This window comes from Deinococcus indicus (genome assembly GCF_002198095.1).
GTDB lineage: Bacteria > Deinococcota > Deinococci > Deinococcales > Deinococcaceae > Deinococcus > Deinococcus caeni.
Genome location: NZ_NHMK01000009.1, coordinates 499,613 through 520,727 on the forward strand (window position 1 = coordinate 499,613; position 21,115 = coordinate 520,727).

General features: G+C 72.0%; 14 protein-coding genes. 5 read left to right on the forward strand and 9 right to left on the reverse strand.

Going from position 1 to position 21,115, the window contains the following annotated elements; genetic code table 11:
* Positions 1-296 precede the first annotated feature (296 nt).
* Positions 297-1,151 (forward strand): metallophosphoesterase family protein, encoded by an 855-nt coding sequence (locus CBQ26_RS04935; protein WP_088247430.1) that lies wholly within the window; start codon positions 297-299, stop codon positions 1,149-1,151.
* Between the two features lie 161 nt (positions 1,152-1,312).
* Here CBQ26_RS04935 and CBQ26_RS04940 read toward each other — a convergent pair whose 3' ends face one another.
* Positions 1,313-3,007 (reverse strand): fasciclin domain-containing protein, encoded by a 1,695-nt coding sequence (locus CBQ26_RS04940; RefSeq protein ID WP_088247431.1) that lies wholly within the window; start codon positions 3,005-3,007, stop codon positions 1,313-1,315.
* A 190-nt stretch (positions 3,008-3,197) separates the two neighbouring features.
* The gene (locus CBQ26_RS04945) at positions 3,198-6,659 is read right to left on the reverse strand and encodes a DNA translocase FtsK (RefSeq protein ID WP_088247432.1); all 3,462 of its coding nucleotides are present in this window, start codon (positions 6,657-6,659) and stop codon (positions 3,198-3,200) included.
* A gap of 105 nt (positions 6,660-6,764) precedes the next feature.
* Between CBQ26_RS04945 and CBQ26_RS04950 the strand changes: the two genes are divergently transcribed.
* The 3 genes from CBQ26_RS04950 to CBQ26_RS04960 all read left to right on the forward strand — a co-directional run bounded on the left by CBQ26_RS04950 (position 6,765) and on the right by CBQ26_RS04960 (position 9,610).
* The gene (locus CBQ26_RS04950; RefSeq protein WP_373297107.1) at positions 6,765-7,187 is read left to right on the forward strand and encodes a M67 family metallopeptidase; all 423 of its coding nucleotides are present in this window, start codon (positions 6,765-6,767) and stop codon (positions 7,185-7,187) included.
* 291 nt (positions 7,188-7,478) lie between these two features.
* Positions 7,479-8,948, forward strand: a complete 1,470-nt coding sequence (locus tag CBQ26_RS04955; RefSeq protein WP_088247433.1) for a hypothetical protein — start codon at positions 7,479-7,481, stop codon at positions 8,946-8,948.
* A 155-nt stretch (positions 8,949-9,103) separates the two neighbouring features.
* The gene (locus CBQ26_RS04960) at positions 9,104-9,610 is read left to right on the forward strand and encodes a P-loop nucleotide/nucleoside kinase family protein (RefSeq protein ID WP_088247434.1); all 507 of its coding nucleotides are present in this window, start codon (positions 9,104-9,106) and stop codon (positions 9,608-9,610) included.
* A 12-nt stretch (positions 9,611-9,622) separates the two neighbouring features.
* Here CBQ26_RS04960 and CBQ26_RS04965 read toward each other — a convergent pair whose 3' ends face one another.
* From CBQ26_RS04965 to pulA, 3 genes are all read right to left on the reverse strand, one after another.
* Complete coding sequence (locus CBQ26_RS04965) at positions 9,623-10,591, reverse strand: nucleoside hydrolase (RefSeq protein WP_088247435.1); 969 nt, start codon at positions 10,589-10,591, stop codon at positions 9,623-9,625.
* 83 nt (positions 10,592-10,674) lie between these two features.
* Positions 10,675-10,962 (reverse strand): hypothetical protein, encoded by a 288-nt coding sequence (locus tag CBQ26_RS04970; RefSeq protein ID WP_088247436.1) that lies wholly within the window; start codon positions 10,960-10,962, stop codon positions 10,675-10,677.
* A gap of 184 nt (positions 10,963-11,146) precedes the next feature.
* Entirely contained in the window at positions 11,147-14,848 is a 3,702-nt protein-coding gene (pulA, locus tag CBQ26_RS04975; protein ID WP_088247437.1) for a pullulanase-type alpha-1,6-glucosidase, read from the reverse strand.
* Positions 14,849-14,984: 136 nt separating this feature from the next.
* Between pulA and CBQ26_RS04980 the strand changes: the two genes are divergently transcribed.
* Entirely contained in the window at positions 14,985-15,194 is a 210-nt protein-coding gene (locus tag CBQ26_RS04980) for a hypothetical protein (protein ID WP_088247438.1), read from the forward strand.
* Between the two features lie 70 nt (positions 15,195-15,264).
* Here CBQ26_RS04980 and galK read toward each other — a convergent pair whose 3' ends face one another.
* Genes galK through CBQ26_RS05000 form a run of 4 tightly spaced genes read right to left on the reverse strand, consistent with a single transcriptional unit; the run spans position 15,265 to position 20,987 of the window.
* Positions 15,265-16,338, reverse strand: a complete 1,074-nt coding sequence (gene galK / locus CBQ26_RS04985; RefSeq protein ID WP_308430585.1) for a galactokinase — start codon at positions 16,336-16,338, stop codon at positions 15,265-15,267.
* A complete protein-coding gene (galT, locus tag CBQ26_RS04990) occupies positions 16,335-17,456 on the reverse strand; it encodes a galactose-1-phosphate uridylyltransferase (RefSeq protein WP_088247439.1) in 1,122 nt (373 codons plus the stop codon). Before galT ends, galK begins: the two co-directional genes overlap by 4 nt.
* Entirely contained in the window at positions 17,453-18,952 is a 1,500-nt protein-coding gene (locus CBQ26_RS04995; protein WP_088247440.1) for a glycoside hydrolase family 36 protein, read from the reverse strand. The genes galT and CBQ26_RS04995 overlap by 4 nt, the downstream gene beginning before the upstream one ends.
* Positions 18,945-20,987 (reverse strand): beta-galactosidase, encoded by a 2,043-nt coding sequence (locus CBQ26_RS05000; RefSeq protein ID WP_088247441.1) that lies wholly within the window; start codon positions 20,985-20,987, stop codon positions 18,945-18,947. Before CBQ26_RS05000 ends, CBQ26_RS04995 begins: the two co-directional genes overlap by 8 nt.
* Positions 20,988-21,115: the final 128 nt, after the last annotated feature.

The window sequence follows — 21,115 nt, forward strand, 5'->3', positions numbered from 1 at the left end:
GTCGGCGAAACAAACGGCAGTCCGTATGTCCAATGGTGCGGACAGGTTCATCACTTCAGGGCAGACCAGCGATGAACACCCAGTGTTTACCCCTCCCCCTTGAGGGGGGAGGCTGGGAGGGGGTGAGCAGGCATGGCGTGACCGAAAACGCTTTCCATGCTTTCCCCCCTCTGGCCCTTGAACAGTGTCCACATCATTGATGTCACGGAAGGCGGTAACCGGGGGTCGCACCGACTGGCCGATTCCCGCCTTCCTTCCCGTCCGGGTCCCGGCGCGGCTCTAGAATGCCGCGCGAGATGAGACTGGCGATCCTGGCAGACATTCACGGGAACGCGGACGCCCTGGACGCCGCGCTGCGTGACGCCCGGCAGCAGGGCGCCGAACGGCTGATCGTGAACGGCGACGTGGTCAACCGCGGCCCGGACTCCGTGCAGGTGCTGCGGACGCTGCTGGACCGCCCGGACGTGACGTTCACGCTGGGCAACCACGACGACCTGTTGCGCCTGTGGCACGCCCGCAGCGACGCCCTGCCCGCCGACTGGTTTACGGACCCCTTCTGGGGAGCGACCGACTGGAGTGCCGCGCAACTCGACCGGGCGGGCCTGCTGGACACCCCTGCCGACTGGCCCATGACCCTCACGCTGCGTGAATCGGGCCTGCCGGACGTCCTGATCGCCCACGGCACCGCCGACCACTACCGCGAGAGCCTCAGTGACCGCAGCGACCCGGAGCGGGTGCAGGCGCTGCGCCGCGCCCCGGACGGCCGCGAGTACGGCGTCCTGATCGGCTCGCACATTCACCGCCCGGTGAACGCCCACATCGACGGGACCTGGGTGCTGAACACCGGTTCGGTCGGCTCGCCCGCCACGGGGGACCCGCGCGCCCAGTACCTGTTGCTGGACGCCACGCCGCGCGGCTGGCAGGTCACGCCCCGGCTGGTGCCGTACGAACGCGCGGGCGTCCTGGCGCGGTTCGAGAGCAGCGGCCTGCTGAGCACCGGCCTGAGCGCCGAGATCTTCCGTCAGGAAGTCGTGACGGCCCGCAGCCTGTACACGCCGTACTGGGCCTGGACCGAACAGGAGGGCCACCCGCGCGGCCCGGCCAGCTGGGAGGCCTTCCAGGCCCTCCGGCCACCCGCAGCGGCCCGCTGATACGGACTCCGTTTGTTTCGCCGACAATCCGGAACTTCACCGGATTGCCGGTTCCACGTCCGGAACCTGTTTTGCTCCTTCTCGCATCCGCTCGGATTGAACGGGCTAACGAACAGGGCCGCGCCCTCCTGGGCAGGAAGGCGCGGCCCTGCGGGTGGTGCTTACTGCAGGGTGGGGGGCAGCATGACCATGTCGATGGGGTAGACCACGCTGGTGCCCGCGTCGATGCGGTTGGCGACGGTGCTGCCGACGGCGTTGGCGGCACTGAGGTTACCGACGGTGTAGGTGGTGCCGTTGGCGCGCAGGTCGATGGAGCTGCCTTCCAGCGAGCGCAGCTGCGCGACGTTCAGGCCGGCGTCGACCACGCGGCCGGCCACGACGTGGTACGTCAGGACCTGCTTGAGCTTGGCGGGGTCGGCCATCAGGGCGTCCAGGGTCGCCTGGGGGACCTTGGCGAAGGCGTCGTTGGTGGGGGCGAAGACGGTGACGTCGGCGGCGGTCAGCGCGCCGACCAGATCGGCCCTCTGCACCAGGCTCAGCAGGGTGCTGAACTGGGGCTGGCTCAGGGCGTCCACCAGGGCGTTGCCGGTCGTGGCGGCCGGGGTGGTCGTCACGGTGGCGGTGGTGGTGGTCGCCGTGGTCGCGGCGGCGGCGTCGGTGGTTGCAGCGGCGTCGGTGGTGGTCTCGGTCATGGCCTCTTCACCGGTGGGCGGGTCGGGCAGGACCAGGGTGTCGGGCAGCAGCACCTCGTTGATGGCGAAGATGTTGCCGTTGCTGGCCATGACGGGCGCGCCGTCGATCATGGCGGTGTTCACCATGATGCCCGTGCCTTCCATGGCGAGGTCGAGGCTGCTGCCCTCGGCGCTGCGCAGCTGGGTGCCGGCCTTGAGGTCCTCGGCGTTCAGTTTGCCGCTGACCACGTGGTACAGCAGCACCTGCTTGAGGGTGTCGGGGTTGCTGGCGATCAGGGCCAGCTGGTCGGGGTCCACGCCCTCGAAGGCCTCGTTGGTGGGGGCGAAGACGGTGTACTCGTTGCTCATGAGCACTTCGGTCAGTTCGGCGTCGCTGAGCAGGTCGCGCAGCGTGCTGAAGCGCTCGTCGGCCACGATCATGTCGTACAGGGTCGTGCCTTCGGTCATCATCTCGCCGCTGGCCTCGGTGGTGGTTTCCGTGGTGGCGGTCTCGGTGGTGGTGGTCGTCGTGGTGGTCATGCTCGCGCCGCCCTGGGGCAGGGCGGGGATGCTCATGATGTCCGTGGCGGCCGCAGCGGTGGGGGCAGTCACGGTGGCGGCCGGGGCGGGTGCCGGGGCAGGCGCAGCAGCGGCGGGCGCGGCGGGCTGCATGGCGGTGTCCATGGCGGGCATCAGGACCGTGTCGATCACGTGCACGACGCCGTTACAGGCCATCACGTCGGCCTTGGTGACGGTGGCGTTGTCGATCATGACCTTGCCGCCGCTGACCGTGACCATGAACGAGCCGCCCTGGGCCGTCTTGCCCATGCTCATGCCCATGACCTGCTTGGCGGTGACCTTGCCAGGCACCACGTGGTACAGCAGCACCGAGCGCAGCAGCGCCGGGTCGTTCAGGACCATGGCGAGCGCGTCGCTGGGCAGCTTGGCGAACGCGGCGTTGGTGGGCGCGAACACCGTGTACTGGCCGCCCATCAGGGTCTGGCCCAGGCCGGCCGCCTCGACGGCGGTGGCGAGGGTGCTGAAGTTGGGGTCGGCCATCACGATCTGCGCGATGTTCTTGCAGGGCGTGGCGGCGGGACGTGCGGCGGGAGCACCGGCGCCGCCGGCGAGGGCGGGCGTGGCAAGCATCAGGCTGAGCGTGATAAAGCTGGTCTGCTTCTTCATGAAATCACCTCTGGGGAAATTGGGTTGTGCTGTCTGTCCGGCACCCAATCTTCACCACAGCGCCGCAGAATGCAACTACAGGAAGGTTTCCAACAATTCGTCTAAATGAAAAAGCCCCCACCTTTGTGGGGACTCTCATTCCGCTTTCATTCAGTCTGGAGTTCCGGAGCAGGACGCACCCCGCTCAGGCCTAGCGACCGAAGTACTCCGGCAGGTCCGCCTCGGACACGAGCACGTCACGCGGCTTGCTGCCCTGATGCTTGCTGACGATCCCCATCGACTCGAGCATGTCCATCAGCTTCCCGGCGCGCGCGTGACCCACCGACAGACGCCGTTGCAGGCGCGACACGCTTCCTTGACCCTCCTCGATGCAGATCTGCGCCGCCTGACGCAGCAGCGGATCCGAGAAGTCCATGTTCGACCGGTCCGCGCCCGGCCCGCTGGCCTCCACACCCCCCTCGAAATCCGAGCCGTAGGCCTCCACGAACGCGTCCTCGAACACCTGCCGGCGCAACTCGTCGGCAATGCGGGCCGACTCGACCTCGCTGATGTACGGCCCCTGCAGACGCACCGGCTTGATCAGCCCCGGCTGGTAGAACAGCATGTCGCCCATCCCGGTCAGACGCTCGGCGCCCATGGTGTCCAGAATCGTGCGGGAATCGTGACTGCTGCTCACCGCGAAGGCGATGCGCGCCGGGACGTTCACCTTGATCAGGCTGGTCAGGATGTCCACGCTGGGCCGCTGCGTCGCCAGCACCAGGTGCATCCCGGTCGCGCGGGCCATCTGCGCCAGCCGCATGATCGCGCTCTCGACCTCCTTGGGACTGGTGATCATCAGGTCCGCCAGCTCGTCGATGATGATCACCAGATGCGGCAGTTCCGGCTCGCCCACCTGCCGCATCTTCGCGTTGAACTGCTCGAGGTTCTTGGCGCCCACCTGCGACATCATCTTGTAGCGGCGCTCCATGTGCGCCACCGCGCCCAGCAGCACGCCCGCCGCGTCCACCGGGTTGGTCACGACGCTGCGCACCAGATGCGGAATGCCGTCGTACGGCGTGAGTTCCACCATCTTCGGGTCGATCATCAGGAACCGCAGTTCGGTCGGCAGGTATTTGAACAGCAGGCTGGTGATCAGCGTGTTCACGCACACCGACTTGCCGCTGCCGGTACTGCCCGCCACGAGCAGGTGCGGCATCTTGGCGAGGTCCCCGACCATCAGTTCCCCGTCGATGCTCTTGCCCAGGATGATCGGCAGTTTCGCGCGGGTCGCCCGGAAACTCGGGGCGTCCGCCGCCTGATGGAACGTGACGGGTTCGCGTTCGGCGTTCGGGACTTCCAGACCGATCACGCTCTTGCCCGGCACCGGCGCCTCCACGCGCACGCCCCCCACCGCCAGCGCCCGCGCCAGATCGTTGCTGAGGCCCGCGATGCGGCTGATCTTCTCGCCGGGCGCCGGTTCGATCTCGTACCGCGTGACGGTCGGCCCGCGCGCAAAATCCACCACCCGCGCCTGCAGGTTGAAGTGCCGCAGCGTCTCGTCAATCAGGCCCGCCCGCTGCCGCGCCGAGATGTCGAGCGCCGACGTGTTCAGCGCCGCCGCCGGAATCGGGTCCAGCAGCGCCTCGGTCGGCACCGCCAGCGGCAGGGCGCCCTGCACGGGCCGGGGGGAGTCCAGGGCATCCAGACGCGCCTGCGGCAGTCCGGCCGGGGCTGGCGCGGGCCGCGCCGCCGGGGCAGGAGAGACGGGCGGGGTCGGCGCCGGACTGGCCTCCCAGGGTGCCGGGGCGCGCGGGGCTGCCGCCGCGGGCGCCGGGTCCGCCGGGCCGAACGGCAGGTCGTCGTCCCCCCACCCGCTGAACGGGTCGAGGTCGGGAGTGGTCGCCGGCTGCGTGGCCGGGCCGACCCCGGCCGGACTGCCGGGTGCGTCGAACACCCCGCCCAGGTCGTCATCCAGCCCGTCGAAGACCGGATCGGTCGGCGCGGCCGGCGGCAGGACCACCGGGGTGCGCGTCACCGCCGGCGGCCGCGCGGACGGCAGGGGCGCTGCCTCCGGCGCGGCGACCGCCACGGGAACGGCTGGCGCCGGCACCGCCGCAGGTCTCAGGTCGCCCGTTACCAGACCGCCCGGCGGTAGTTCGACCGGCGTCGGGACCGGGGCGGCCATGGCCGGGACCGTCATGACAGGAGCGGTGATGGCGGGGGTCGTCAGGATTGGGGCCGTCATGACAGGGGCCGTCTCGCCGGGCCGGGTCCACAGTGCGGGCTCGGGCGGCCCGGACCTGGGCGCCGGACCGGCCGGCAGGCCCCCGGTGAAATCGAAGTCCAGCGCGAGGGGCGTCACGGCCGGCGGGGTCATGGCCTCGGCGCGGCGGCGCGCTTCCTCCTGCGCGCGGGCCAGCTGCGCGCGCCACCCGGCCGGGTCGGCCAGCGTGCCGTCCGGATCGCCGGCCAGCGCCTCGGCCAGCTGCGCGGCCACCTCGGTCGGCGCGCGGTCGAACGCGGCCGTCAGGTCCGGCCAGCCGGCGTACGCCTCGAGCCGGCCACGCCACGCCGTGAAATCCACCGCCAGTTCCTGCCACTCGGTCAGCCGCTCGCGGTGGGCCTGCAGTTCGCGCGCCAGGAGGCCCACGTCCGGTTTCCCGAGCGCCTTCTCGGCGGCGCGGCGGTCACGTTCCAGCCGGCCGGCGCGCTGCGCGAGCCGCTGGATTTCCATGACCATCGCGCGGCGCAGGCGTTCCAGCGCGCCGCTGGCCAGGGTGCTGGGCAGCTCGATGCTCAGCTCGTGCCGGCCGGCCCGCACCTCGTTCGCGGTGGCTTCCACGTTCGCGCCCGCGTCGGGCGCCTCGGCCGCGACCTCCTCACGCAGGTCGCGGGCGGCGTCCCCGACGAAGGTGCGCAGCGTCTCGCGCCAGCCGGTCACGTCGCGTTCCAGGTGCGCCAGCCCCGCCTCGTCCAGGGTGCGGACGTCGCGCTGCGCGCCGCGCAGTTCGCCCAGCAGGGTGTTCAGCGCCGCCGCCTGCGGGTACAGGCGCCGCAGGGCCTCCACGTCCCGCAGGGTCGCCGCGACACCCTGCCGGGCCGCGCCGCGCACGCGGGCCGACTCGCGGCCCTCCTGACGGGACTCGATGACGCCCTGCACCTGCGCCGCGCCGCCGCCCAGCAGCACGCTCACGAACCGGAAGAACCCCTTGAGCAGCGTCAGCGGCGGCAGGCGCAGCATGAGTTCCGCGCCCAGCGTGAGCGTCACCAGCGGCAGCAGCGCCGCGAGGTAACTCACGGCCCGCAGCAGCGGCCCCATCGCCGCCTCGGCCAGCAGGCCCGCGCCGCCCGGCTGCGCCGCCTCGTGCAGCGCCAGCAGCGACAGCACCATGACCGCGCCGCCCAGCACCCGCCGCGACAGGTTCCCCAGGTCGCGGCCCAGGAACACCAGCACCCCATACGCGACCGGCACGACCGGCAGCAGCCACGCCGCCCAGCCCAGCTGCGACGTGAGCAGCGTCTGCGCGCCCGCCATGAACCCGGTGCCGGAACTGCCCTGCGGCAGCAGCACCGTCACCCCCAGAAAAATACCCAGCGCGAACAGCACCAGGCCCAGCGCCTCTCCGTCAAACCGGCTGACCGGAGGAGCACCTCTTGAACGAGCCTTCGCCATGGGGCGCAGTGTACCCCATCCCCGCCCCGCCCGGCGGCGGAAGGCTGCGGCCAGCACGGCATTTCAGGCTGCATTCCGCATCCGCCCGACAGGCATAATGGGGGGGTGCTGCACCTGCCCGCCTCCCTGCACGCCGCGCTGTGGGCGCACGCCCGTCAGGACCCGGCGCGCGAGTGCGTCGGCGCGCTCGGCGGCCACCGCCGAGGCAGCGGCCTGAACGCCGTCTGGGACGTGCGGACCCTGTACCCGCTGCCGAACATCGCGCCGCGCCCGGACCGGGAGTACCTCGCGGAACCCCGCGCGCTGCTGCGCGCCCTGAAGGCCATGCGCGCCGAGGAACTCGACCTCGTGGGCCTGTACCACAGCCACCCGCGCGGCCCGCAGGTCCCCAGCGCGACGGACCTGCGGCTCGCCAGTTACGAGGTGCCGTACCTGATCGCCGACCTGCGCAGCGGCCAGCTCGGCGCGTTCCATCTGCCCGGAGGTCAGCGGGTGCCGCTGCGGATCACCGACGCCGCGCCCGCCTGAGACGGACTCCGATTGAATGGGATGCAAAGCCCGCTGGGTCCGAGCGGACTCGTAGAGCTGCGCAGCAGAGCGAGTAGGAGAGAAACGCCCCTCCGGACGTGCAGCCGGCAGGGGCGGTGACGTTCCGGATTGTTGGCGAAACAAACGGCAGTCCTTGTGAGACGGACTCTGGTGGAAAGGCCTGCCACCACCCGACAGTCCGTATGAGGCGCCGCAGCTGAGGCGGGGCGCCGCAGGGTGACAGGGCCGCTTGCGCCGACCCGGCGGATGTGAACACAATGAGGACCGCGCATGATGCCCGATGACACCCCCGCCGAACCCGCCTGCGCGGCCCCGCCCGCCCCGGCAGCGGCCGGCGTCGCCCGGCCCTGGCAGCCCCTGCACGACCAGCCGACCCTGCCGCCCGGCACCTTGCCGTTTGCGCTGCTGGCCCACGAACACGCCGCCCGCGCCCAGGCCCTGAGCGCGGCGCTGGGCCACCCGGACCCGGCCCGGTACGCGGCGCGCCTGCTGCGCCCCGACGCCCGACTGTCCGGGCCGCACCTGCACGCCCTGACCGCCCCCCACCCGCCCGCCGTGGCCCGCGCGCTGCACGAGGTGCTGGGCGCCGGCAGCCCGCCCGCTGAGGCGCAGGGGGGCCGGGCACGCTGGGCGCCGCTCCGGATGGCGCGGCTGCTGTGGCGGGCCACCCGGAGCGCCTTGCCGCCCGCCGCAGTCCTGCCCGCCGACGGTTCGGCCGCCGACCTCCTGCACGAGGCGCTGGACGCCCTGGCGCGCGCCGCCGCGCACCCCGCCCCGCTGGGCGCGGCCCTGACGACGGCCCTGCTGGAACGCGTCACCCGGCAGTGGCTGGACGACCCGGCCACCCTGCACCTGGAACTGCTGGGCGGCGGACCGGCGCCCGAAGCTGCTCCCGGCGGCCCGGTCACGGCCACGCCGGACCACGCGCTGAACCAGCTGCGCACCACCCTGAGCGGCCCGCGCCGCGCGGCGGCCCTGCTGATCCTGCGCGCCGCGCGCCGGCAGCAGCGGGCGCTGGCCGACCATCACGCCGCGCTGCACGCCGCCCGCCGCGACGCCCTGCGCGCCGCCGTGCGGGCCGCCGCCACCCTGCGGGGCCGGGGCGACCTCGGCCGCACCGCCGAGGCGCGCTGGCTGACGCCGCAGGAACTGATCGCCGCGCTCGACGGCACCCTGCCGCCCGCCGGGATGCGCGCCCTGATCCACGCGCGCCGCACCACGCCCCCGGCCCCACGGACCGGCCAACCGGCCCGCCCCGCCGACCCCGGAACCGGCCTGCTGGGCGCCGTCCCGCTGGCTCCCGGCGTGCGTGACGGCCGCCTGCACCGCTGGGCGCCTGGCACGCCCGTTCCGCCCGGCGCGGTCCTGCTGCTGGACAGTCCCCCCTGGCCGCACCAGCTGCCCGCCCTGGCGTCGGCGGCCGCGCTGCTGCTGGCGCGCTGCACCCTGCACTCGCCCGTCAGTGTGCAGGCCCGGCGCGCCGCGCAGGTCGCCGTGTGCCTGCCGGACCCCGCACCCGACTGGCTGGAGGACGGCGCGCTCGTGCGCGTCAACGGCCACACCGGCCAGCTGACGCTGCTGCGCCGCGCCGGGCTGCCCGACCCCATTCCCGCCTTCGACCTGAACCTGGACGGCCCGCCCCTCACGCCACAGACCGGCCCGGCCGCCCGGCCGACGGCGCCCTCACCGCACGTGCGGGTGCTGCCGCGCCCCACGCCGTTCAGCATCGACCTCGCCTGATACGGATTCCGTTTGTTTCGCCAACAATCCGGAACCGCACCGGATTGCCGGCTCCACGTCCGGAGGGGCGTTTCCCTCCTGCTCTGCGGGGCAGCTCTACGAGTCGCATCCGCTCGGATTGAACGGGCTTTGCAGCCCATTCAATCGGAGTCCGTATGAAAATGGGCCTGATGCCGGACCGGACGCCGGGGCGCATCCACGCGCTGCACGGCTTTATCGGCAGCGGCAAGACCACCCTGGCCCGCACGCTGGAACAGGAGCTGGGCGCGCTGCGCTTCACGTCCGACGAGTGGATGACCGCCCTGTACGGCCAGGACCCGCCCGCCGACGAGTTCCCGGTCCTGTTCCGGCGTGTGATGACCGTCATGGAGGCCCAGTGGACCCGCGCCGTCACGCTGGGCGTGCCCGTCCTCCTGGATCACGGGTTCTGGACCCGCGCGGCCCGCGACGAACTGCGCGCGCAGGCCTCCGCGCTGGGCGCGCCGCTGACCCTGCACGTCCTGGCCGTCCCGGACGCCGAGGCGCGGCGGCGCGTGCAGGCCCGCAACCTCCAGCCGGGCGCGCTGCTGATCGCCGACGACACCTTCGACCTGTTCCGCCCCCGCTTCGAGCCGCTCACCCCGGCTGAGGAAGCCTTGCAGGACGTGACCCGCTGGCCCTGACCGCCGCCGGGATCAGGGCAGGCGCGCGATCCGTTCCAGCAGCAGGTCGAAGAACGCCCCGTCGCGCACGCCGACCGCCACCTGCGCGTTCGCGGGCCGCCCGGTCACGCCGTACAGGTCGCAGACGGTGCGGCCCAGGTTCAACCCTTCCTGCGTCTCGACCTGCACGTCCATGGACTGCCAGTCCAGCAGGTCCGGGCGCAGGGCCGCCGCGACCGCCAGCGGGTCGTGCAGCGCGCCACCGTCCAGGCCGTAGCGGTCGCGGTACACGCCCGCGTAGAAGGTCAGCAGTTCGGCGCACACGGCGCCCGCGCGGTTGCCCAGGGCGCGCAGGGCGTCCACCCGCCCGGGCGTGGCGACCGCCTGCATGGTCGCGTTCAGACCGATCATCCGCAGCGGCACGCCCGCACCGAACACGATCTGCGCGGCGTGCGGGTCCACCAGCGCGTTGAACTCGGCGGCCGGCGTGCGGTTCCCGTGTCCGGTGCTGCCGCCCATCCACACGATCTCGCGGATCAGGGGCGCGATGTCCGGCGCCATCCTCAGCGCCAGCGCCACGTTCGTGAGCGGCCCGGTCGGCACCAGCGTCACCTCGCCCGGCCGCGCCCGCACCGTGCGGATGATGAAGTCCACCGCGTGCCCCGCCTCCGGCCCCCGCAGCGGCTCCGGCAGGCCCGCCGCCGGCAGGCCGGTCGCGCCGTGCACGCTGGCCGCCGTGACCCCCTCGCGCAGCAGGGGCCGGTCCGCGCCCGCGAAGTACGGCACGTTCCGCCCCGCCTCGCCCGCCAGGGCCAGCACCACGCCCGCGTTGCGGGTCGTCAGGTCCAGCGGCACGTTCCCGTGCACGGCCGTGAAGCCCAGCACCTCCAGGTCCTCCGGGCTGCCCAGCGCCAGCAACCACCCCACCGCGTCGTCCAGGCCGGGGTCACCGTCGAAAATCACGGGCAGGGGCGCGGGGCGGGCCGGGATGCGGGCAGTCATGCCGGGCAGCATAGCGCCCCCCGGAACGCGCCCCCGGAACGCGAAAACGGGACCACGCAGGCCCCGTTCTCATGTTCCGGCGTTCAGGCCTGGGCGGCGCCTTCCTGCGGACCCTCGCCGCGAATGGTGGCGATGGTCGCCTCGACCATCTCCTGGAAGCCGCCCTGGTGCATGGCGGCCAGCAGTTCGATGGTCTTGGCGGCGCTGCCCTCGAACACGAAGCCGGTCTCGTGGATCTGGCAGCCCTGCATGGCGGTGCCGTCCTCGCCCCGGAAGACCAGCACGCACTTCTCGAAGGTGCAGTTCACGAACTGCGTGCCGTCCAGGGGAATGCGCTTACCGGTAAACGTCTGATTCTCGATCGTCTGCATGATAGGCGGCCAGCATAGCGCGCCGCAGCCAGGGGCGCCCCCCGCCTGCGGTCCATTCAATCGGAGTCCGTATCACGCCCTGCCTGCTCACCCCCTCCCAGCCTCCCCCCTCAAGGGGGAGGGGCAAACACGGCGTGTTCATCGCTGGTCTGCCCGAAAGGGATGAACCTGTCCGCACCATTGATCACTTCCCGACGAACACGGCGGTCGTCAGGCCCGGCACGGTCACGCTGCCCCCTGCCGCGCGGCTGCCCTTCACGGTCGCGTCGCTGCTGGCGGCCAGGACCGGGTGCAGACTCAGGTTCAGTCCGGTCAGGGCCGGGTCGGTCAGGGTGACGTTCTGGCCGCTGCCGTTGAACACCACGACCACGTGGCGGTACGGGTTGGTGGGGCTGGTCGCGCCGCTGAGTTTCATGGCGATCACTCCCGGCACCTGCGCGGGCCCGACGTTCAGGAATTGCAGGCCCGACTGCACCTGCGCCGCCGTCTCCAGGCGGAAGAGGCTGCTGGAGTAGCGGACGCGCAGCATCTCGCGGTAGTGGTCGAAGGCGCGGCGCATCTCGCCGGGGGCGGGTTTCAGGGCGGGGTTGCCCAGCAGCGGGCGGTACAGGTCCCAGTTGCCGGCGTTCTTCTCGGCGGGCGGCAGGCCCTTCCCGAAGCCGTTCCCGGCGAACGTGAAGTCCAGGGTGTTGAACCAGTCGCCGCTGTTGTAACTGTCGGTGTCGAAGCTCTTGGAGCGCAGCATCTCGTCGCCGGCGTAACTGAACGGCAGGCCCTGGCCCAGCAGCACGACGCTGTTGGCGAGGTTCTGCATGCGGGTCCGCTGGGCGGGCGTGGCGCTGGCCGGGGCTTTCAGGGCGATGGCGTCGAACAGCGTCTGGTTGTCGTGCGCGCTGACGTACGTGATCGCCTCGCGGGGGCTGGCGGCGTATCCGGCGGGCGCGCCGTTGTAGTCCACGTTCCCGCCCGTGGTTTCCTTGCCCAGTCCGTTCGTGAAGCGGTAGTCGCGCAGGTTGCCGGTCAGGCCGACCCGCACCTGATCCGCCAGTCGCAACGCGCGGGCGCGGTCGGTGTTCTGCGGTTGCCCGTTCGGCAGTGTGAACAGTCCGGTCGCGAAGCCCTGGTCCTGAAGGCCGCCGAAGGGGTTCCCGCCGCGCACCGCGTCACGCAGGCGGTCGTTGAAGGTCCCGATGCCCTGCCCGAACAGGTTCAGCTGCGTGGCGTTCCTGCCGCGCGCGCCGCCCTGCACCTCCCCGAAGTCCCAGCCCTCGCCGTACAGGTAGATGCTCCGGCCGTCCACGCCGTCCTTCTGCAGGGTGAGGGCGTCCAGGGCGCGGCGGGCGGCCTGCATGTCCTCGACCATGTGGTGGCCCATCAGGTCGAAGCGGAAGCCGTCGACCTTGTAGGCGCGGGCCATCAGGACCAGCGTGTCCACCATCAGCTTGCGCATCATGACGTGCTCGGTGGCGGTGTTCGAGCAGCAGGTGGAGTTCTCGACGCCCCCGTTGGCGTTCAGGCGGTGGTAGTAGCCGGGCACGATGCGGTCCAGCACGCTGCGTTCCGCCTGACCACTGGCGGCGGTGTGGTTGAACACCACGTCCTGCACGACCCGCAGGCCCAGGCCGTTCAGTGCGGCCACCATGCGGCGGTACTCCAGGGTGCGGGCGTCGGCGTTCACGGCGTAACTGCCTTCCGGGACCATGTAGTGGTACGGGTCGTAGCCCCAGTTGTAGGGGTCGGCGTCCTTGACGGCGGTGATGGCCTTCTGCTGCTCCTCGCTGTTCGGCGCGAACTTGGAGAGGTCACCCGGCGACTTCCACTTTGCGCGGTCCTCCTCGATGGTGGCGATGTCGAAGGTGGGCAGCAGGTGTACGGCCTTCAGGCCCGCGTCGGCCAGGGCTTTCAGGTGCTTCACGCCGTTGCTGCCCGCCTGTGTGAACGCGAGGTACGTGCCGCGCTGCGCCGCCGGAACGGTGCTGTCCGCCGCGCTGAAGTCCCGCAGGTGCAGCTCGTAGAAACTCAGGTCGCTCGCCGAGCGCAGCGCCGGTTTCTTCAGGGCGTCCCAGCCCTGGGGCTTGGTGGCCGGGTCGTTCAGGTCCAGCAGCACCGAGCGGGTGCTGCCCCGCGTCAGCGCCACCGAGTACGGGTCGGTCACGAGGTTCGTCTCGACCTTCCCGGTGCCCGGCGCGTACACCTTCACCTCGAAGCGGTACGCGGCGCCGCGCCAGTTCTGCGCGCCCCTGACCGTCCACACGCCCCTGGCGTCACGGGTCATGGGGACGGTCGTCTCCTGCCCGCCCGCCGCGGTCAGGCGCAGTTTCACGTCCTGTGCGGTCGGTGCCCACAGGCGCAGGGTGGGCACGTTGCCCTGCCACGCGGCCCCCAGCGGGCCGTCGTACGCGAACAGGTCGTCCAGCGCCCGCGCGGTCTGCACGCCGGTCGCGTCCAGCACCGTGCCGTCCGGCAGGACGCTGCTCACGGCCACCTGCCCCTGAAGCACGGCCGGAATGCGGGCGCGGTCCTCCGGGCGCACCCGCAGCAGCGCGTAGCCCTTCAGGTACGGCACCTTTGCGGTCAGCGCGGGCGTCAGGCCCCCCTCGACCTCCTCCAGCGTCAGGCTGTCGCCGCCGTCCACGCCCGCCCCGGTCAGTTTCAGGCCCCCGGCCCGCGCGGTGTGCAGCGTCAGGAACGCGCCGGGCTGCACGAACGCCGGTTTCACGGCGATCAGGTCCCGCGACAGCATCACCGCCTGCGCGCGGCTCAGGTCGCCCACCGTGCGCACGCTGGTGTCCGGACGGGTGGTGTTCACGGCGGCGTTCCCGCTCACGATCCACGCCTGATTGCCCATCTCGCGGGTGAGGGCCTGATCGGCGCCCGGATCCTTGTTGTCGCCACTGTGCACGATGAACCCCAGTTTCTTCCAGTCTGTCTTCATGGGAACGTCCCAGTACACGCCGAAGCTGTTCGTGCCGGTCTGCGGCAGCGGCTTGCTCCACTCGACCTGCGCGGTCGTGTCCTCCCAGGCGTGCAGGCCCCAGCCGTCGTACTTGCCGTCCGGGCGGTAGTAGTTGATGCGCGCCACGCCGGCCGGCACGGGCGGGTCGCTCAGGGCGGCGGGCGCCCCGTAAGCGAACTCGGCCTTGCCGCTCGTGACGGTCACCTCGTTCCCCTTGCCGGGGTCCGCGAACATGTCGGCGCCGGGGTCCTTCTCGTCGCCCTTATGGACGATGAAGCCCACCTTCGCCGCGCCCGCCTTCAGCGGCACGTCCCAGTACGCGCCGCCCGCGTCCACGCCGGTCTGCGGCAGCGGTCGGCTCCACTCGACCGTGGCGGTGGTGTCCTCCCAGACGTGCAGGCCCCAGCCGTCGTACTTACCGTCGGGGCGCACGTAGCGCACGCGCAGCACGTTCTTCGGGATGGGCTGCGCGCCGCTGCTGGCCGCAGGGGCCGCGGCGGGTGCAGTCGCGGTGGGCGCCGCCTGCGCGACCGGCGCCCGGCTGGCGTCCACGGTGAACGGCCCGGCCTTCGCGTACGCCACGTTCAGGCTGCCGGACTTCAGGAACAGCTCCCGGCCCCGGCTCAGGTCGAACCACAAATCCTTCTCCGCGTCCTTGGTGTCGCCCTTGTGGACGATCAGGCCCAGTTTCTGCGCGCCGGGTTTCAGGGGAATGTCGAAGTACGCGCCGAAGTCGTCCCGCCCGCTGGCCGCCAGGGGTTTCTCCCAGGTGACCTGGGCGGTCGTGTCCTCCCAGACGTGCAGGCCCCAGCCGGCATACGCGCCGTCCGCGCGCTGGTAGTGCACGCGGGCCGTATCGGCGGGAAGGGATGTTTGCGCCGCTGCCGCAGCAGACAGCGCGACCGTCAGAAGGGTCGCCAGTCGTTTCATGTGTGCCTCGAAGTGTACCCCGCCACGCGTGGGAGTGCTTCCATGAACCGGTTCCACCCCGCCCGGCGGCAGACCCCAACGTTCCTTGAGGCCCGGCACACCCGCCCCGCCGCGCCCCGACCCTACAGTGGGCGCCATGACCGGACACACCAGCGACGAAGTGGTGGGCAACCCCACCGAACCCCACGAGCACAGCGACGCCGAGAGCCTGCGTCACATTCCCCCCAGCTACGACCAGCGCGGCGTGGTGCAGGACAGCCCCGGCAACCCCGACATCGGCGTCGAGCACGGCGAACCCAACCGCCAGAAAGACCCGGAAAACGACAACGCCAACGACGGCGTGTAACCCGCTGCCCACGAAACAGGAAAGAGGCCCCATCCGGTATGGATGCGGGCCTCCTGATCTGTCGCTCAGCTCAGGGAACGACCTGCCGTCCTTCCGGGCCGTACTGCGCCAGCACGGCCTGCGCGACGGCGCCCGCCTGCCCGGCCCGCACGAGCGCCACGACCGCGCCGCCGAAGCCCGCGCCGGTCATGCGCGCCCCGAACACGTCCGGGTGCGCCTGAAGCAGCGCCACGAGCGCGTCCACCTGCGGGTGGCTGACGGCGTAGTCGTCGCGCAGGCTGGCGTGGCTGGCGTTCATCAGCACGCCGAAGCGCGCGGCGTCCACGTCGGCGGCCAGGGCGGCCTGCACGCGGGCGTTCTCGCTGACCACGTGCCGCGCCCGCTCGCGCAGCGGTTCGGGCAGCGCCTCCACGCTCTGGGGGTCCTGCACGTCGCGCAGTTCGGTCACGCCCAGCAGGCGGGCGGCCTCCTCGACCTGCGCGCGGCGTTCGTTGTAGCCGCTCTCGGCGAGTTTGCGCGGCACGCCGCTGTCGATGACCAGCACCTCGGCCCCGGCGGGCAGGGGCAGCAGGTGGCGTTCCAGGCTGCGGGTGTCGAGCAGCAGCATGGTCGCGCTGTTCGCCACCGAGCTGGCCATCTGGTCCATGATGCCGCACTGCACGCCCACGAACTCGTGCTCGACGCGCTGCGCGATCAGGGCGACCCGTTCGTCGCTGGCATCCAGGATGCCCAGGTCGCGCAGGCCGCGCAGCACCGCGACTTCCAGCGCGGCGCTGCTGCTGAGGCCCGCGCCCATCGGCACGTTCGACGTGACATGCACGTCCAGCCCGTCCGGCGCGCCGCCCAGCGCCAGCGCGCCCGCCACGTAGCGCGCAAATCCGTCCTGGGCGTTCCCGCCCACCGGGAAGGTGCTCTGTTCGTTCAGGTCGGCGGCGAACACCCGGTGCTCGCGCGTGCCGTTGGCCCCCAGAGCCACGGTCGTCATCTGCGGGATGGCGGTGGGCAACACGAACCCGCCCTGGTAGTCGGTGTGCTCGCCGAGCAGATTCACGCGGCCCGGCGCGCTCGCCGTCACCTGCGGCGCGCGGCCGAAGTGCTGCTCGAAGGTGGGAATGCTGGCGGAAGGGGTGGCGGGGGTGCTCACAGGTTCTCTCCGGCGGTGGGGGAGACGGCGCGCAGTTCGGCGGCGGCCGCCTCCGGGAATTTGTCGTTCGCGAACTCCCCGGCGCCCTGCTCGGTCCCGGCGAGGTACTTCATGCGGCCCGGCGCGCGCAGGTACGGGTAGATCTCGATGTGCAGCGGGAACGCCGGGTGCGGTCCGTCCAGCGGCGCCTGATGCACCGTCAGCAGGTACGGCATCCGCACGCCGAACAGCCCGTCCAGGCGCAGCAGGGCGTCTTTCAGGGTGCGGGCGAGGCTGGCGCGCTCCCCGGCGCCCAGTTCGGACAGGAGGCTGACCGGGCGGGTGGGCAGGACCCACGTCTCGAAGGTGTAGCGCGCGAACGGCGGCACGACGCTCAGGGACTCGCCGTCGTCGTGGACGATCCGCTCGCCGCTCTCGCGTTCCCCGGCCACGAAGTCCGCCATCCACGGGCGGCCGTTCTGCGTGTGGTATGCCTCCATCTGCGCGGTCATGCGGGCCTGCACGGGCGGCACGTGATCGTAGGCGTAGATCTGCCCGTGCGGGTGGTGCAGCGTCACGCCGACCTCCACGCCCCGGTTCTCGAAGGCCAGGACACTGTGAATCTGCCCCGTGCCCGCCAGCCGGGTGGTGCGGTCGGCCCACACGCCCAGCAGCAGGTCCACCTGCGCGTCCGTCAGGTCACTCAGGCGGCCCTGGGCGCTCTGGCTGAACACCACGACCTCGCACTTGCCCACGCCCGCGCGCGTCCCGGCCGGGCCCTGTGGCGGCGTGGGCGCGTTCAGGGTCAGGCTGGGAAAGCGGTTGTCGAACACCGCGATGTCGTACCGGCCCTGCGGCAGTTCCGTGGGGTGCGCGGGGTCGCTGGTGGGCGCCAGCGGGTTGTACTCGGGCGGCGGCAGGAACGTGCGCCCCATGCGGTGCGCGGCGTACATGACCCACTCGCCGCGCAGCGGGTGCCAGCGCATCAGCGGGCGGGCGTCCACCGGGTCCGGGCTGGGGCTGGGAATCTCGCCGCGTACCTCGACCGGCTCCAGGCCGTACAGGGTCAGGGCGCGCCCGTCGGGTTTCGTGAAGTCCTGCGCGTGCAGGGCAGCTGGGGCCTCGGTAGGGGTGGTCATTTCTGGGCCTCACGGTAGGAGTGCGGGGCCAGCGGTCGGCCCTGGGCGTCCGGCGCGGGCCGGTCGGTCAGGTTGAACTCGCCGCGCGAGAAGTGCGTGACGGCCGCCCCGCCGCGCAGGCTCAGGCTGACCGGGCGGTCCGGCGTGCTGACTTTCAGGCAGCGGCGCAGCAACTCCAGGCCCTCGTCGTTCAGCAGCGCGATGGGGTCGCTGCTGGCGCGCAGACCGCCGATTACGTCCAGCATCCCGGCAATCGCCTCGCGTTCGGGCGTGCTGAGCATGCTCAGTTCGCGGCGGCAGATCGCCACGTCCGGGTCCGGCTGGTACCACGCGCTCTGATACCAGCGGCTCAGGGCGGTGTGCAGCGCGTTGCGGGCGCTGGGGCCGGTCGCGTCGCCCAGCCACACCCGCCGGGACTCCTCGTCCCAGATGGGCGCCACGTCCGGCCCGGTGCGCATGGCGTCCACCACGCCGATACTCTGCGCGAGCGGCGCGCCGCACCCCAGGATGAACGCGTCCGGCCCGGCCCCCTCGCGGAAGGCCTCGATGCCCATGCGGTACGCCCCGGCGCGGCCCACACTGGGGTCGTGCCGCACGCCGGGCAGCGACGCGCCGTACAGGAAGTCGATCTTCAGGTACGTGTACCCCCAGCCGCGCACGGTCGCGCCCAGGTTCCGCAGCCACGCCAGCACCTCCGGGTGGGTGGTGTCCAGCGCGTAGTACGGCCCGCCCCAGTTCTGCCCGACCGGGAGCGGCTGGCCGTCCTCGCCGCGCAGCATCCAGTCCGGGTGCTGCGCGAACAGCTGCGAGGTCGGGGACGCCAGGAACGGCGCGAGCCAGATGCCCGGCGTGAACCCCAGCGCCCGCAACCGCTCCGGCAGGTCACGGGCGTGCCCGCCGAAGTGCGCCGACGGCAGTTCCCAGTCGCCCAGGTCCGCCTGGAAGCCGTCGTCGAGCTGGAACACGTCGAAGTCCAGGCCCTGCTCGCGGGCCAGTCGGGCGTTGTCCAGCATGGCGTCCAGCGTCACGGCGCGGTAGTACGAGTACCACGAGCACCACACCCGCAGCGGCGCGGGCGTCCGCGCGTGCATGGCCGAGCCCAGCTGCGCCGCGTGCGCTTCCAGCGTGGCGATCACGTCCGGCGTCTCCTCCCACAGCACCCCGACCTCCGGGCCTTCCAGGCGGCAGGTGACGGTCACGTGGTCGCCCTGCGCGCGGGCCTCCCACTGCACGAAGGTGCGCGTCGCGTCCAGCGCCCCGCCCACCCAGCCGCTGCCGTCCTCGCGGGCCAGGGCCAGCACGGTATGGCTGCGCCACACGCCTGCCTCGCCGCCCGGCGCGAAGCCCGGATCGTGTCCCTGCTCGACCTGCCAGTGGTGCGCCGGGGCCACCTGCCGCGCTGTCAGCGGGTGCAGTTCCGCCTCACTCCAGGACTGGAACCCGCTGATCAGCACCTTCAGGCCCGCCGGGGCCTCGTTCACCGTCCACTTATGCATCCTGCTCTCCTTCCAGCGGCTGGCCTGCTTCGACCGGCCGCACCACGAAACTCACCGGCGGCAGCGTGGTTCCGTTCCACTCCACGGGCTCCGGATTCCAGTTCTGCACCAGCAGCTGCCCGGCCCGGCGCGACACGCGCACCCCCTCGGGCACCGGCAGCACCGGCACGCCCGCCTCGCCCAGCACGCCTTCCAGCACCGCCCCGATCAGGGCGTCGCTGTGCGCGCCGATCACGGTCACGTTCCCGCGCCGGATCACGGCCGCCTGACCGTCCAGCGGGCCACCCCGGTAGTGCGCCAGCGCCTGCGCGCCGCTGAGGCGGTAACTTTCCGCCCAGGTGGACGCCTCGAAGGTGCCGCTCAGGTCGCCCGCGCCGCTCACGGTCTGGCGCAGCGTGGGCCGCAGGCTGTCGTACTGCAGCAGGCGCGCCCCCACCAGTTCCGACAGCGGCCCGAACTGCCCATCCGACCAGGTTTCCCCGCCCGGCGTGCGGAACGCCGTGCGCGGCCCGCACACCAGCTGCGCGCCCGCGTTCACGGCGTCCGTCCAGCGCGCCGCACGCCCCGCGCTGACCAGCGTGATGGCCGGCGCGACCACGACCGCGTAGCCGCTCAGGTCGGCGTCGGCGTGAATCACGTCCACGTCGATGCCCAGGCGGCGCAGCGCCATGTAGTACGTGACGGTCTGCGTCCAGTAGTTCAGGCCCTGCGCGTGCGGCTGCTGATCGTAGATCCACAGGCTCTCGTAGTCGTGCAGCAGCGCCACGCGCGCCGGGACCGGCCCCACCGGGAAGGCGGTCTGGTCCAGCGCCGCGACCTCCGCGAAGCCCCGGTCCGGCGTCTCGTCGTGGCGCAGCAGGCCCGAGTGCATGACCTCCTGCGCCATGGTCGCCGCGCGCCAGCGGAAGTAACTCACGACGTCCGCGCCGTGCGCCCACGCCTGCGCCGTCCACAACGCCACCGCGCCGTCAGCGGGCATGGGGTTGTACGGCGCCCAGTTCACCTGCCCGCACTGCTGCTCCATGACCCACGGGCCGTCCGGCGTGCCCGCCCCGTCCCGGCCCAGACGCTCCCCACCGCTCAGCAGACCCCGGTACAGGTCGTGGTTGAAGCCCACGAGGTCCGGATGCCCGGTCCGCGCGTAGCGGGTCCGGAGGTCCTCGCCGATGCCGGGCGGCGCGAACAGTTCCAGCATCCCGGTCGGGTAGTTGTCCCAGGTCACGAAATCCAGGCCGCGCGCCACGTCGTAGTGGTCGAAGCCCGACTCGAAGATCATGAAGTTGTGCGTGACGAAGCGCCCCGGCGACAGCTCGCGCAGCAGCTCGACCTGCTCGGCCTGGAACTCGCGGATCATGTCCGACGCGAAGCGGTTGTAGTCCAGCACGTGTGACGGGTTCACCTCCGTCACGGTCAGGATCGGGGGCCGGACCTGCGCCCAGTCCGTGTACTCCATGCTCCAGAACACGTTGCCCCACGCGGCGTTCAGGGCGTCCAGCGTGCCGTACTTCTCGCGCAGCCACTCCGGGAAGCGCGCGGCGCTCGCCCCGCCGTAACTGCGGCTGGTGGCGTGGCATCCGAACTCGTTGTCGGTCTGCCAGCCCGCCACGGCCGGATGCTGCCCGTACCGCTCCGCGATGGCGCGCGTGATGCGCCGCGAGTGCTCACGGAAGACCGGCGACGCGAAATCGTAGTGCCGCCGCGACCCGAACTCGCGCACGCGACCCTGATCGTCGAACGCCAGGATCTCCGGGTGCGCGCGGATCAGCCACGCGGGCGGGGTGGGCGTGGGCGTGCACAGCACCACCCGCAGGCCCTCGGCGTGGTACGCCTCGACGGCGTCGTCCAGCCAGCCCCACTCGAAGGTGCCGGGAAGCGGTTCCAGGCGGCTCCAGGCGAACTCGGCCAGTCGCACGAAGCTCAGGCCCAGCTCACGCTGCATCCGCGCGTACACCGGGGGGCGGTCCTGCGGAACGTGCTCCGGGTAGTCGCAGGTGCCGAGAAGAAGATGAGAGAAAGAAACGTCAGCTTGGGTCATGAACTCGTCCTTACGGGCAGGCTCCGGGGTGCGGGGGCCTGTGGAAACGGGAAAACCGGATGAACAGACGGGGAACGCGGGGGTAGGCGGGGCGCCAGGGGAGAGGCCGGGCACCACGACCCGGCCGC